The following is a 13,056-nucleotide window of genomic DNA, read 5'->3' on the forward strand; positions in this document are numbered from 1 at the left end:
GACGAACGGCGCACCGTACAGCGCCGCGCCGATGGTGTTCGCCAGCGCGGAGATGATCCGCCAGTCGGTGCGCTGCGGTCTCGGCTTCGCGTTGCTGCCGCAGTCGGCGGTGAGCGCCGATCTGGCCGCTGGCGAATTCGCCGAGCTGCCGCTCGGCTCCGCCGCTGCAGCGAGCCGGGCCCCAATGGCGGCGCACGGTTCTGCAGCGGCACCCGCCGCGCACAATCCCCCTGCGCGCCCGCCGCCTCCGAGGCGGCACAAAATATCGCCGCTGCACCCGCCGCCCCGGGCGAAGCGCCCGCACCGCACGACTCGCCCGCGCCGCGCGATCCGCTGCTGCTGACGCATGGGCTTATCCGCGCCCGCGGCCGGGAGCTCGCGACGCCGGCGCGGCTGTTCGCCGAGGCGGCGGTGCAGCACTTCCGCCGCGGCGGGGCGCCAAGCTGAGCCGCGGCCCGGGTTGGCGCAGGAGCGCAGCCGATGCCGCGCGCAGCCGCTTGAGACGCGGGCTGCACGCGCGCCCGGCGCGGCTGCAGCAGCGTTTTGGCTCGGTGTGTCGAATACTCGACGCGCAAGTACTCCCGCCATTCACCGGATATTGACACGCGTTCGCCACTGTCCTTTGCTGAATTAAACCGGGAAATAGGATGCGCGAACCCCGAATTATACGGTTGACATCGCTTACAACTCGGCTTATAATGGGGGCAAGTTCATAAATGTGATGGAGAAACGGAGATCACACGAATTGTGTCCAGGTCGGATAATTCGTGTGGTCTCTTTTTTTCGTCCTCTATGACGAACATATAAACGCTATGAGGAGGAGAAAAAATGAAGGACAACAAAAAGGTTGCGCGCTTTCTTGTCATTTCACTGGTGCTATGTCTCATAAGCATGATAGGCGCGTCACTCGTACAAACAGCGGGGGGGAAAGTTACCATCAAAGATTTGCGCTGGGAAACCCCTTCCGGGCATCTGATGAGCGCATTGCTCTTTATTCCTCCGAACGCGACAAAAAATTCGCCGGCGCCCGGTATTGTGACCAGCCACGGCTGGTATAACAACAGGGAAATGCAGGACATGAACTATGTCGAATATGCCCGGCGCGGATACGTTGTCATGTCCATCGATATGTATGGACACGGCGATTCCGATGCCGTCGCTCCGGCCGAATGGCAAAATCGGGGCACAGGAATGTATGACGCGGTTGAGCTTATGTCCGGCCTTCCGTATGTCGACAAAGCGCGTATAGGCATAACCGGTCACTCCAATGGCGCCAGAGCCGCTAACTGGTCGATCGATGCCGATAATTTAAAAGATAAGCCTCTGATTTCGGCTGTTTTGCTCGTTGCCAACGATGCTACCTATGTCAACCCCGAAACAAAGCAATACTACAATAAATATGGCAATCGGAATGTCGGTATCGTCGCCGCCCAATACGACGAATTCTTTTTCCGCACGAAGTTGAAAGACGGTACTATAACAATGCCGCGCGATTATATCAAAACCGATAATGCCCAGTCCTTCTTGAATTTTGGCGCGGATCCAAAATCTGGCGGGGAACCGCGCACCAGCTATACCGTTTACAAGCAAGAAGTGAACGGGAAAATGGCCAGCCGCGTTATTTACAACCCTGCCCAAAACCACCCTTGGAATACGTTTTCTGCTAGCGTTGCTTCGAACAGCATAGATTTTTTCCAGCTTACTTTGGGAGCGCCGAACCCGATACCGTCGGGAAATCAGATTTGGCAATGGAAAGAATTTTTCAACCTTCTAGGGTTAATCGGCTTTGCGATGTTCATTGTAAGCTTCACCAAAGCTATGCTGAACACAGCGGCCTTTGCATCCTTGAAAGCTCCTAAAGAGGCGGTCATCGGGCCGGCTCCGGCGGGCGTAGGCAAGCTTTGGTTCTGGGGAGGTTTGCTTGTCAGCGCACTGATCTCCGGATTCTCCTACATGAAACTTTTCAATTGGTCCAACCAGATTCGGCCGGCATTTTTCCCCCAGGCACCCGTCTTTTATATCGGAATATGGTGCGTGGTTACAGGCCTGACGTCCATCATCATCATGTACTTGTCGTATAAGTTGTTTGCGAAAGGCCAGGGTATGGACCTCCGCGAAACCGGTGTTGCCATCAGCTTTAAAACGCTATGCAAAACGGTCGGTCTATCCTTGATCGTGACGGTAGCGTCCTTTGCTTTGGTTTTCATTGCGGATTACTTCTTTAAGACGGACTTCCGGATTTGGGTACTTGCCGTCAAAGCATTTACTCCGGACAAAATTGTAATATCGCTGAAATACTTGCCATTCTTCCTGGTGTTCTACGTCGCGAACTCCGTGGCGATTAACGCTTTCAACTACACAGGCAAAAAGGAATGGACGAACACGGCTTTGCTGGCGTTGTTCAACGCTATCAGCGGCATTATTATTCTTGTTATTCACTACACGGCGTTCTTTTCGACCGGGCAAGCATACTTCACAAGCGTATCCAATATCGTTGAAATTTGGCTTTACCCGATCGTTGTCATCTTACCGGTTGCCGCCATTATTTCCCGCAAAATTTATAGGGTAACCCGTAATCCGTATCTTGCCGGCATTATTAACGCTCTAATTATTACGGTTATAAGCTGCACGAACACGCTTACGCAGTACTAGTCTTGGTTAATGTCGCGAATCTTTTCGCAAACCGCCCGGTCAACGGGTGGTTTCATTTTTGACTATCTATGCGATCATCGTCTCAATCGGACTCGGTCTGGTGGAAATCTTCCCCTATTTTTATTGATGAAGAGGCGAAAACGCATGACTTTTCACAACCAAACCATTTTGCCGGCAGCTCGCAAAGTAAAAGACTTTGAGAAATTGCTGGATTTATCTTACGAGTACATTGTCATATTGGATACCCATGTCAATCAAATCAAGTCGATCGTCGATTTGGCGAGATCCCGGGGAAAGAAACCGTTGGTCCATGCCGATTTGATCGACGGGCTGAAAAACGACGAGCACGCGGCGGAATACATTTGCCAGATCGTGAATCCGGCCGGCGTCGTTTCGACGAGGGCAGGAGTTATCGCAAAGACGAAGCAGAACGGGCTGCTCGCGATTCAACGCTTGTTTTTGCTGGATACGAATGCACTGGAGAAAAGTTACACGCTGATTGAGAGAACGAACCCCGATTACATTGAAGTGTTGCCCGGCGTCATGCCGCATATCATCTCCGAGGTTTGCCAAAGAACCGGAATCCCGGTTTTCGCCGGCGGTTTTATTCGTACCGTGAACGATGTGGAGCAGGCTTTGCATGCGGGGGCGTCTGCAGTAACGACATCTAATGCGGAGCTATGGAAATATTACGAGAGGATCGGAACGAGGGGAAACGAATGACTCAACCGTATGTACTTGCTATCGACCAAGGAACAACCAGTTCCAGGGCTCTCATTTTCGATAAAAACGGCCGTATCGTCAGTTCGGCGCAGCAAGAAATCAAGCAGCATTTCCCAAAGCCGGGATGGGTCGAACACGATGCGAACGAAATTTGGGTGAGCGTGCTCGGCGTGATCGCCAGTTCAATGTCGAAAGCCGGAATTAATCCCGAGCAGGTCGCGGCGGTAGGCATTACGAACCAGCGGGAGACGACAGTCGTGTGGGATCGCCATACGGGCCGTCCGATACATCGTGCGATCGTGTGGCAATCGAGGCAGACCAATGACATTTGCGAGGACCTGAAGCGTCAAGGGCATGAAGAGTTGTTTCGGCAGAAGACGGGACTCCTGATCGATGCCTATTTTTCCGGGACGAAAATCAAATGGCTGCTCGATCACGTCGAAGGCGCCCGGGAAAAGGCGGAACGGGGGGATCTGTTGTTCGGGACGATCGATACTTGGCTCGCGTGGAAGCTAAGCGGCGGCAAGATACACGTTACTGATTATTCCAATGCGTCAAGGACGATGATTTATAACATTCACGAGCTATGCTGGGATGAACAGTTGCTCCAGATATTAAATATTCCGCGTGCAATGCTGCCGAAAGTGTGTTCGTCGTCAGAGATATACGGAACGACGGCGGGGCATCACTTCTTCGGCAGCGAAGCGCCTATTGCAGGAATTGCGGGCGACCAGCAGGCCGCTTTGTTCGGGCAAGCCTGCTTTGACAAAGGGATGGCCAAGAATACGTACGGTACTGGTTGTTTCTTGCTGATGAACACAGGGACGGAGGCTATAGTATCGAGGCACGGCCTGCTGACGACGATTGCCTGGGGCATTGGCGGCCAAGTCGAATACGCTCTGGAAGGAAGCGTATTCGTGGCAGGATCGGCGCTACAGTGGCTGCGCGACGGACTGCGGATGCTGAAATCCGCGGCGGACAGCGAAACTTATGCGGCCCGGGTAACATCAACGGAAGGCGTATACGTAGTACCGGCTTTCGTCGGCCTAGGCACGCCTTATTGGGATAGCGACGTGCGCGGTGCTGTATTGGGACTGACACGCGGGACGTCGAAGGAGCATTTCGTTCGAGCGACAGTAGAATCGCTTGCGTATCAAAGCAAAGACGTGCTTGACCTAATGGAGATGGATTCGGGGCTGAAGCTCAGATGTTTGCGCGTCGATGGCGGGGCTGTGAGAAACGAGTTCCTGATGCAGTTTCAAAGCGATCTGCTGGGTGTCTCGGTAGAACGCCCGATCGTCAATGAAACGACGGCTTTGGGAGCAGCATACTTGGCCGGATTGGCCGTTGGCTTTTGGAAAAATAAGAGGGAAATTCAGGGCAGCTGGGAGTTGGATCGGAATTTCAGGCCGGCGATGCCGGAAGAGGAGCGCCGCCGTTTGTACAGAGGCTGGCAGAAGGCGATACGGGCCGCGATGGCGTTTAACCCGTAAAAGCCCGCAAGCGGCCGTCTTGAACGGTATTTTTGTTGAGCATCATGAGAAAGAAGGAATTTGAGATGAGGCACTTATTTTCCGGAAAGACTCGCAAAGATAGACTGAAGAAAATGGAGACCGAAGTTTATGATGTGCTTGTGATTGGAGGCGGAATTACGGGGGCGGGTATTGCACTGGACGCGCAGACCAGGGGGATGCGGACGGCGCTCATCGAGATGCAGGATTTTGCGGCTGGGACGTCCAGCCGGTCAACGAAGCTGGTTCATGGCGGATTGCGGTATTTAAAGCAGTTCGAAGTAAAGATGGTTGCGGAGGTCGGGAAGGAACGCGCAGTGGTGTATGAGAACGGGCCCCATGTAACGACACCGGAATGGATGCTGCTGCCGTTTCATCAAGGCGGCACGTTCGGGGCGTTCACGACGTCGCTTGGACTGCGGGTATACGATTGGTTGGCGGGGGTTAAACGTGCGGAGCGGCGGAGGATGCTAAACCGGGAGGAAACGCTCGAAAAGGAGCCGCTATTGAAGAAACAAGGTCTAAAAGGCGGCGGTTATTATGTGGAATACCGGACGGACGATGCCCGTCTGACGATCGAAGTGCTAAAGAAAGCGGTGGATGCCGGAGCGGACGCTGTCAACTATACGAAGGTGGAGGAGCTTGTATACGAGAGCGGCAAGCTGATCGGAGTCAAGGCGAGGGATGTCATCGGCGGGGAAATGCATATGATCCAGGCGCGTAAAGTAGTTAACGCGACGGGACCTTGGGTCGACACGCTGCGCGAACTCGACCGTTCCAAGCAAGGCAAGACGCTGCGGCTTACGAAGGGCATCCATCTCGTGTTCGACGGCAAGCGGTTTCCGCTGCGGCAGGCGATCTATTTCGACACACCGGACGGGCGGATGGTGTTCGCTATACCGCGCGATGGGAAAACGTACGTCGGCACTACCGACACGGATTACGCCGGAGACATTGCCTGTCCGAGAATGACGATTGAAGATCGGGATTATGTAATAGCGGCTGGCAATTATATGTTCCCGGAGTTGAAGCTTGAAGCCGGAGATGTGGAGTCGAGCTGGGCGGGCTTGCGTCCGCTCATTTACGAGGAGGGCAAGCCGCCTTCCGAAGTGTCGCGGCGGGACGAGATATTTCGCTCGCCCTCCGGGATGTTGACGATAGCCGGCGGCAAGTTGACAGGATATCGGAAGATGGCCGAGACGGCGACGGACCTGCTTGCAGCAGAGCTTAAGGCAGACGGATTCGGACCGTTCGCTCCATGCTCGACGAGAACATTGCCGATTTCCGGCGGCGATGTGGGCGGGTCCGAGCAGTTTCCAGCCTTCATCCGTCGTATGACAGAGCGGGGCGAACAGCTTGGCCTTTCGAGGGAGACGGCCGAACGGCTAACCCGTCGCTACGGGACTAACGTTGCTGCAGTGTATGAGCGCATTCCGTCCCGGGAAGAAGAACCGTTGCGGGGACTGCCGGCGGATGTGCATGCCAGTCTCCTTTACGGAATCGAGCAAGAAATGGTAGTGAAGCCGGTCGATTTTTTCATTCGACGTACAGGGGCGCTATTCTTCGACATCGCCTGGGTACGGCGCTGGAAAGAAGACGTTATTCGGGCTATGGCCGAACACATGGGTTACAGCGAGGAAAAATTCAGAGAGTATGAGCTGGAGCTGGAGACCGAGCTTCAGGAGGCTCTGACGCCGACCGGGAGCTAGGCTGCCCTTGCGAAAATTGATTCAAACGACGAGCGCGTTCTTTATTGCGGTCGTCGTTTGTTTTTGCCCCCGTCAGAGGTATGCCGGTCGGCCCGGGCGGTTCGCTGGCTGGCGTGTCCGCATGTATGCTAGAATAAAGTAGATTTGAATCCCAGGATGCAAAGGTAGGGCGATCATGAGCGGTATTATCCATAACGTGTTGATGTTTTTGGAGGGGCTGGGCTATTGGGGCATATTTATCGGCCTTATGCTGGAAGTTATTCCGAACGAGCTGCTGCTTGCCTACGCCGGCAATCTCGTCTCCCAAGGCATCATCAACCCGTACGGCGCGCTCGTCTGCGCGGTTGTCGGCGGGACGCTGGCGCAGATTGTGCTGTACTGGATCGGGCGGTACGGGGGCAGGCCGTTTCTGGACAAATACGGCAAATATTTGCTGATCAATAAGCACCACATCGACGTCGCTGAGCGCTGGTTCAACAAATACGGGGTCGGGATGATCTTCACCGCGCGGTTCATTCCCGTCTTCGCCACGCCATCTCCATTCCCGGGGGCATGGCGCGCATGCCGCTCGGCCGTTTCACGCTGTACACGGCATCCGCGCTCGTGCCGTACTCGATTCTGTACATCTGGCTCGGCTACACGCTGAAAAACAATTGGCAAGCTATCGGTGAAGCCGCGGGTCCATACATCAAACCGATCATCATCGCCGCCGTTGTGCTGACCGTTGCCTACATCGTTTACAAAATCGTCCGCAAGCCGAGCCACGAAGCCGCTTACGGCGACGAAGGCGAGCGCAGCACGGCGCACCAGCTTCGTTATCTCGGCAGCGAATACCGCGTGCTCCATAACCGCCAAGTTCGGGCGGGCGGAGGCTCGCAGCAGTTCGATCATATTGTGGTCGGCCCGAACGGCGTGTTCCATATCGATTCCAAGCATTGGTCGGGCGAAGTTCGCTTCACGGCGCAGGGCGTCGAACGCAGCAAGGAGGGCAGCCACCAGGGCGATCCGACAGCACAGCTATACCGCCACGAGCATGTGTTGAAGGAGCTGCTGCGCGACGGCGGCGTGCAGGCTGATCTCGTCGGCGTCATTTGCTTCACGCATCCGCACTGCGAGCTGGTCGGAAGCAGTCCGGCGTTCCTGACGGTGAAGGTCGACCGGCTGCTGCACGCGATCAAGACGCATAAGCCGAAAAAGCCGCTGTCCGCCGGGCAAGTGGCCGGCATCGAGCGGCTGATCAAGGAGCACAGCTCCGTCCCGCACTGACCGGCAAAGCAAGCCAAGGCACGGGACGCGAGCTTCGCGGCTACACGGATATCGTTGTCAAAACCGCTTCAAGCCGGTCAAAGTTTTGCTCGTTTGCTTCAGGGGCATACTTCCTGACCTGGTCGAATTCAGCCGCACTCTTGAAAAGCTGGCGGAAAGTAAGCTTCGTTTTGCCGCCGAAGTCCTCGAAGGTGGCCATCACTTGAAACCGCGGACCTGACACATGATCAAAAACGATCCGTTCAGGCTGAACAATTTCTGCAAAGACGCTTTTGTTCCGATAATCGACGCCGTCCGGGCCGTGCATGATGAACTGCCATGTGCCGCCCGGCCGCATGTCGAACTCCTGAAACGTATTCGTAAAGCCCTTCGGTCCCCACACTTCGCCAAATGCTCGGGTGACGTCCAAGCCTTGAAAACGACCTCCCGCTGCGCATCGATAATGCGCGTAGTCACAATTTCGTTTTCGCCTATGCTCGTTGCCATTCCAATTCCTCCCGTTTTTAATTTGTACCCGCGCGATAACATGCCTTGGCAGTATCGACGTCCTTACGTTCGCCTATTCGCTTTGCAGTGCCTCGCCCGGCTTGTTCAACAACTTTTTTTGTGGCGTGTTCGCGCTGTGCCGGCATTTCGTTACCGTCGAGGAACGCTCCTTGCTCGCTGAAAATAAGCCGCGTGCCGCTGCCGGCCGGCTCGATCTCCACAGCCGCCGCCGAAACCGATATGCGCTCATTTCTAACAAGTGCGTATTGACGATGCACCGCAGGCATCATAGGTGTAAACCGGTCCTCCCCGCGACCCGCCGCGGTTCGTTCCCCGGCCATTTGGCTATTCCCCGGCAACCTCAATATAAACCATGACGTAGCGTCACGTTCAAGTCCGAAATACGATTTTGCCCAAATATCGGTATTCGAGCACGGATCCGGTCGCGATGGAGCGTGCTTTTTTTGGCGCGGCGTCCGCCATTTTGGTAAAATACAGTCAAACCGTTCCTAAGGAGGCTCGATCCGCATGAGCAAAAATATCGCGAACAAGCTGGGTAAAGGCCTAAAGCCGCAGCAATTCATCGACGGAATGACCAAAAACAAGGAGACGTTCCAATCATGGTACGACCAGTTCGTCTGGACGAACGAAGAGGATAAGGAATTTTTCGGGCAGCTCCAAAACCGGGACGACGTGCGCTGCGTCATTATTGCCGCCGACTGGTGCGGCGACGTCGTCCGCAACGTCCCGGTCGTATTCCGCGCGCTGGAGCCTACGGGCATGCCGGTCGAAGTGCTGATCATGGAGGAAAATCTGGAGACGATCGACCAGTTCCTCGTCATGGGCGGCCGGTCGATTCCGGTCGTTATTTTCGCCGATACGGGCGGCTTTGTGCTCGGCACTTGGGGGCCGCGTCCGAAGTACGTGCAGGAGCCGATGGTGGAGTTCAAGCGGGGCAATCCCGACCGCGAGGCGCCGGATTATCAGGCGAACCTCGACGCCGCCCGGCAGGAAATCCGCCGCCGCTACGGCGAAGGCCGGGACTACCAAGACGTCATCGTGCGCGAACTGCGCGAACTAATCTCGACGTTCTGACTCAGGAGGCTGAACCATTGATCAAGATTGAAACATTTACCCTCGGGCCGCTTCAGACCAATGCTTACTTGCTAACCGATTCGGATACGGGCAAAGGCGTCGTCATCGATCCGGGGATGAAGCCGGAGCCCTTGCTCAAGCGTATCGAAAGGGTGCCGATTGAAGCGATTCTGCTCACGCACGCGCATCTGGATCACATCGGCGGCGTCGATACGATCCGCAAGAGCAAGGGCTGTCCGGTCTACCTTCACGATGCGGAGGCGGACTGGCTCACGGACCCGAAGAAAAACCGCTCGGCGATGTGGCCCGACCTCGGCGGCCCGATCGTAACCGATCCTCCCGAGTTTGCACTGGACGAAGGGATGACGCTGAAGCTGCTGGACGGCAAGCTGCAGCTGCGCGTTTTCCACACGCCGGGGCATTCGCCGGGGAGCGTCAGCTTTCTGTACGAGAAGCACTTGTTCGGCGGCGACGTGCTGTTCAAGCTGTCGGTCGGCCGCACCGACTTGCCGGGCGGCAGCGAGCGCGAGCTGCTCGATTCGATTCACGGCAAGCTGTTCGAGCTTGACGACGACGTGACGGTATACCCCGGCCACGGCGGTCGCACGACGATCGGCTTCGAGCGTGAGCATAACCCTTACGTGTAGGAAAAAGCGGCGGCTGCTTTGAAGCGCGCCGCTTTTTTTGTGCAGACAGCTGCGGTCTTTCCGCAACCCCTAGTTTCGGGACTATTGACTATGACGTTGGTGTTATGGTTTATACTGCCGTTATCGAAGGAAAGAAGGTGAACGGCATGGACCGACATGGTGCCGATGCGATAGTTCTGGGCATATCCGGAAGCTTGCGCGAGCAGTCGTCCAATTCGAGGCTGCTCTCGTCGATACGAGGCTTATTGCCGGACGGTATGAAGCTTCTTCTGTATGATGGGCTTGGAAGGCTGCCGCATTTCAGTCCCGATTTGGACGGCGACGATGCCAGGCCGCACGAGGCGGTGCGCGAATGGCGGGAACAGCTGCAGGCAGCGGATGCGGTCGTGATCTGTACGCCGGAATATGCGCGCGGAGTGCCGGGCTCGCTCAAAAATGCGCTCGACTGGGTCGTCTCCTCGGGCGAATTTCTAAACAAGCCGACAGCTGTCATCAGCGCATCGCCGCATCCCGGGGGAGGCTCGACAGCACTCGCCTCACTGATGCTAACTTTGAACATGATGAGCGCCTCGATTCCGCCCGAAGCGGCGATCTCCATACCGTTCGTCAGTAAAAAGCTCGGCCCGGATGGGAACGTCATTGACGCGAAAACTTTAACGTCGCTGCGTAATCTTGTGCAGACGCTGATCCGGACCGTTCACAAAGGCTAACGTGATTGCGCCGGGGCCGGCGGAATCCTTAATGCGAAAAGTTCGAAAATCCGATGTTCGCGGCTGCCGGAGGCAGGACACCGCCAATACCGAGTTGGCCGAAAAACTCCGGCTAAAATTGGAGACGAAAACCGCCGGCATACGGGCCACGAGCCCTGATAGTTGGCGGATGTTTGGCTTGAGTCCCGTTTTTGCATTGCGGCAAAAACGGGGCTTTTTTGCGCCGGATTCGGTTTTCCCGCACTTGTCCCAGGCTGTTTGTCCGTTTCGGGCGCGTGTCTATTTTGCCGCGCTATGGGTATTTACCGTGTTCGGGACAAAGCCCTACCCATAGACTGTTGTTGTAATCGCAAGCGCACATCCGACTCATCCAAGCACATAGTCCCGAGTTTTTTTGCGAAGGAGGTGACCGATTTGGAAGTTAAGCCGTTAGCTCAAGCTCCGGTCTATATGCCAGCTCCTGCTCCGCTTCCGGCCCCAGTTATGCCGATGGCCCCGGTTATGGAGAAACCGCTGCACGATCACATTCACCTGCATACGTCATACAAGCATACTGCGATCGTCGTTCCGGAAGTGAAGCCGATCGCCCATGTGCCGCATCATCATCATGTAGTCGCGCCGTTCACCTCGACTGCTTCGATTCTTGTCCTATTCATTCTGCTTGTCATCATCTCTCGCGCTTATTGGGTTTAATTCATGCCTATCGAATCCTCGCCCTTGATTGGGCGGGGATTTTCTATTTGATGCTGTTGAGCGGTGCGGTGGCGTTCGGTGCAACGCCTCGTTTTGAATGGAATCGTGGCGCTGATGTGCACGGTGCGATTTTCTTGGACAAGCCGGGAGATTGATTGGCGATGTCGGCGGAGACGGGCAGTTGCGGTTTGTTTTCGCTGCGGGTTTTGGTATGCTAGGGACATTGGCATAACAGTACAGAGTATGGAGGCGTTATCGTTGACGATGAAAAGGACGGTCGTATGCTTAGGGGAGCTGCTTATCGATTTCGTGCCGGAAACGAACGGACAGGCGCTAGCGGACGTGCCCGCATTCAAGCGGGCGGCCGGGGGCGCTCCGGCGAACGTAGCGGCGGCAGTTGCCAAGCTGGGGGGCGCGAGCCGTTTTATCGGCAAGGTGGGACGCGATGCGTTCGGCGAGCATTTGCGGCAGACGCTCGAAGAGGCGGGCGTTGAGGCGGCGCTTGTCGAGACGGACGAAGCGCGGACGGGCATTGCTTTCGTTTCGCTGCGCGAGGACGGGGAGCGGGACTTTCTGTTTTACCGCAGCCCGGCGGCGGACATGTTGCTGCGCAGCGAGGAGATCGGGGACGACTGGCTGAACGATGCGGCTGTGTATCATTTTGGCTCGGTGTCGCTCGTCGCCGAGCCTTGCAGATCGGCAACTCTGGACGCCGCTAGGCGGGCAAGAGGGCTGGGGGCGATCGTATCGTACGACCCGAACGTGCGGCTGCCGCTGTGGCCGAGCGCGGACGCGGCCCGCAAAGAGATTATGGCGCATATGCCGCTTGCGGATTTGGTTAAGGTGAGCGAGGAAGAAGTGGAGTTTTTGTTGGGCAAAGGCAGTCTGGAAGGCGCGCGCGAGCTGCTGGCTATGGGGCCGTCGGCGATTGTCGTTACGCTCGGGCCGAACGGGTGCAGGGTGATAACGGCGACGAGCGATATTCATGTAGCCGGTACACCGGTAGCAGCTGTTGACACGACGGGGGCCGGCGACGGGTTTGTCGGCGGCATGCTGTATCAGCTTGCTTCTCGAGGAATTAGTGCGGAAACTTTGGGGGATACGCTGCGAGATCCAGTTAATTGCGGGGAGATTTTCGGCTTCGCCAACCGGGTTGGCGCTATTACGACGACTCGGCGCGGAGCGATTCCGTCGCTGCCGACACTGGCTGAAGTGAATGGATAGCCTGCTGTGCGCGGGTTGGCGTTGGCATGTACATGCACATGTCGAAAATTGCCCGGGAAATTCGTGTAGGATGATGTTGAACTATTTTCCATAATATGCTATTCTATTTTTGAATCTAGCACGTGCGGAAGAACCGCCTTTGCGAGACGGCTTATGCTGTCTGCAGAGGCGGTTTTATTATTTGTATGAGGTGGATAAATGTGGTAGACGAGGGCGGGCTCGTGTGCCATACTGGTCGTGTTGTAAGGTTGGATATACGGCAAGAGGATGGAAGGGGAGAAAAAGGAGGTTTCTGCTTGCGCTTGCGGTGATGGCTTGGCCAAAGGCGTCGAGCGGGGTC

The 13,056-nt window shown here is 56.1% G+C and carries 13 protein-coding genes and 1 pseudogene; 12 read left to right on the forward strand and 2 right to left on the reverse strand.

The window, feature by feature from the left end; genetic code table 11:
- The first annotated feature begins 52 nt into the window (after positions 1–52).
- From SD70_RS40480 to SD70_RS38510, 7 genes and pseudogenes are all read left to right on the forward strand, one after another.
- Complete coding sequence (locus tag SD70_RS40480) at positions 53–343, forward strand: hypothetical protein (RefSeq protein WP_394298007.1); 291 nt, start codon at positions 53–55, stop codon at positions 341–343.
- Between the two features lie 485 nt (positions 344–828).
- On the forward strand, positions 829–2,652 hold the full coding sequence (locus SD70_RS23590) for a dienelactone hydrolase family protein (RefSeq protein WP_197081127.1): 1,824 nt from the start codon (positions 829–831) through the stop codon (positions 2,650–2,652).
- Positions 2,653–2,796: 144 nt separating this feature from the next.
- On the forward strand, positions 2,797–3,375 hold the full coding sequence (locus SD70_RS23595) for a glycerol-3-phosphate responsive antiterminator (protein WP_041050281.1): 579 nt from the start codon (positions 2,797–2,799) through the stop codon (positions 3,373–3,375).
- Entirely contained in the window at positions 3,372–4,868 is a 1,497-nt protein-coding gene (gene glpK / locus SD70_RS23600; protein ID WP_041050283.1) for a glycerol kinase GlpK, read from the forward strand. The genes SD70_RS23595 and glpK overlap by 4 nt, the downstream gene beginning before the upstream one ends.
- A gap of 65 nt (positions 4,869–4,933) precedes the next feature.
- Complete coding sequence (locus tag SD70_RS23605) at positions 4,934–6,595, forward strand: glycerol-3-phosphate dehydrogenase/oxidase (protein WP_041050285.1); 1,662 nt, start codon at positions 4,934–4,936, stop codon at positions 6,593–6,595.
- A gap of 172 nt (positions 6,596–6,767) precedes the next feature.
- A pseudogene (locus SD70_RS36290) lies at positions 6,768–7,351 on the forward strand (DedA family protein); the annotation flags it as partial.
- Positions 7,340–7,861: a nuclease-related domain-containing protein gene (locus tag SD70_RS38510; protein ID WP_394298008.1), complete on the forward strand. Its 522-nt coding sequence runs from the start codon at positions 7,340–7,342 to the stop codon at positions 7,859–7,861. The pseudogene SD70_RS36290 and the gene SD70_RS38510, both read left to right, overlap by 12 nt.
- 40 nt (positions 7,862–7,901) lie before the next feature.
- Here SD70_RS38510 and SD70_RS23615 read toward each other — a convergent pair whose 3' ends face one another.
- Together SD70_RS23615 and SD70_RS33865 are read right to left on the reverse strand one after the other, a co-directional pair.
- A complete protein-coding gene (locus tag SD70_RS23615; protein WP_331436832.1) occupies positions 7,902–8,270 on the reverse strand; it encodes an SRPBCC domain-containing protein in 369 nt (122 codons plus the stop codon).
- 94 nt (positions 8,271–8,364) lie between these two features.
- Entirely contained in the window at positions 8,365–8,637 is a 273-nt protein-coding gene (locus tag SD70_RS33865; RefSeq protein ID WP_156158159.1) for a hypothetical protein, read from the reverse strand.
- A gap of 238 nt (positions 8,638–8,875) precedes the next feature.
- On the opposite strand from SD70_RS33865, the gene SD70_RS23625 reads away from it, so the two are divergent.
- The 5 genes from SD70_RS23625 (at position 8,876) to SD70_RS23650 (ending at position 12,716) form a co-directional block, all read left to right on the forward strand.
- Positions 8,876–9,442, forward strand: a complete 567-nt coding sequence (locus SD70_RS23625) for a thioredoxin family protein (RefSeq protein WP_041050286.1) — start codon at positions 8,876–8,878, stop codon at positions 9,440–9,442.
- Between the two features lie 17 nt (positions 9,443–9,459).
- On the forward strand, positions 9,460–10,089 hold the full coding sequence (locus SD70_RS23630) for an MBL fold metallo-hydrolase (protein WP_041050288.1): 630 nt from the start codon (positions 9,460–9,462) through the stop codon (positions 10,087–10,089).
- A gap of 146 nt (positions 10,090–10,235) precedes the next feature.
- Complete coding sequence (locus SD70_RS23635) at positions 10,236–10,799, forward strand: NADPH-dependent FMN reductase (protein WP_041050323.1); 564 nt, start codon at positions 10,236–10,238, stop codon at positions 10,797–10,799.
- 591 nt (positions 10,800–11,390) lie between these two features.
- Entirely contained in the window at positions 11,391–11,492 is a 102-nt protein-coding gene (locus SD70_RS39920) for a YjcZ family sporulation protein (RefSeq protein ID WP_156158161.1), read from the forward strand.
- 264 nt (positions 11,493–11,756) lie between these two features.
- Positions 11,757–12,716 carry a PfkB family carbohydrate kinase gene (locus SD70_RS23650; RefSeq protein WP_041050325.1) on the forward strand — a complete coding sequence of 320 codons (960 nt, stop codon included), beginning with the start codon at positions 11,757–11,759 and terminating at the stop codon, positions 12,714–12,716.
- Positions 12,717–13,056 lie beyond the last annotated feature (340 nt).

It is taken from the genome of Gordoniibacillus kamchatkensis, from assembly GCF_000829455.1.
Taxonomy (GTDB): domain Bacteria; phylum Bacillota; class Bacilli; order Paenibacillales; family NBRC-103111; genus Gordoniibacillus; species Gordoniibacillus kamchatkensis.

What these genes read in the sequence shown, in the direction of transcription:
- glpK (WP_041050283.1), top strand. Translation starts at nt 3,372, where the DNA reads ATGACTCAACCGTATGTACTTGCTATCGACCAAGGAACAACCAGTTCC.
- SD70_RS40480 (WP_394298007.1), top strand. Translation starts at nt 53, where the DNA reads ATGATCCGCCAGTCGGTGCGCTGCGGTCTCGGCTTCGCGTTGCTGCCG.
- SD70_RS33865 (WP_156158159.1), bottom strand. Translation starts at nt 8,637, where the DNA reads ATGATGCCTGCGGTGCATCGTCAATACGCACTTGTTAGAAATGAGCGC.
- SD70_RS23590 (WP_197081127.1), top strand. Translation starts at nt 829, where the DNA reads ATGAAGGACAACAAAAAGGTTGCGCGCTTTCTTGTCATTTCACTGGTG.
- SD70_RS23605 (WP_041050285.1), top strand. Translation starts at nt 4,934, where the DNA reads ATGAGGCACTTATTTTCCGGAAAGACTCGCAAAGATAGACTGAAGAAA.
- SD70_RS23650 (WP_041050325.1), top strand. Translation starts at nt 11,757, where the DNA reads ATGAAAAGGACGGTCGTATGCTTAGGGGAGCTGCTTATCGATTTCGTG.
- SD70_RS23635 (WP_041050323.1), top strand. Translation starts at nt 10,236, where the DNA reads ATGGACCGACATGGTGCCGATGCGATAGTTCTGGGCATATCCGGAAGC.
- SD70_RS23625 (WP_041050286.1), top strand. Translation starts at nt 8,876, where the DNA reads ATGAGCAAAAATATCGCGAACAAGCTGGGTAAAGGCCTAAAGCCGCAG.
- SD70_RS23595 (WP_041050281.1), top strand. Translation starts at nt 2,797, where the DNA reads ATGACTTTTCACAACCAAACCATTTTGCCGGCAGCTCGCAAAGTAAAA.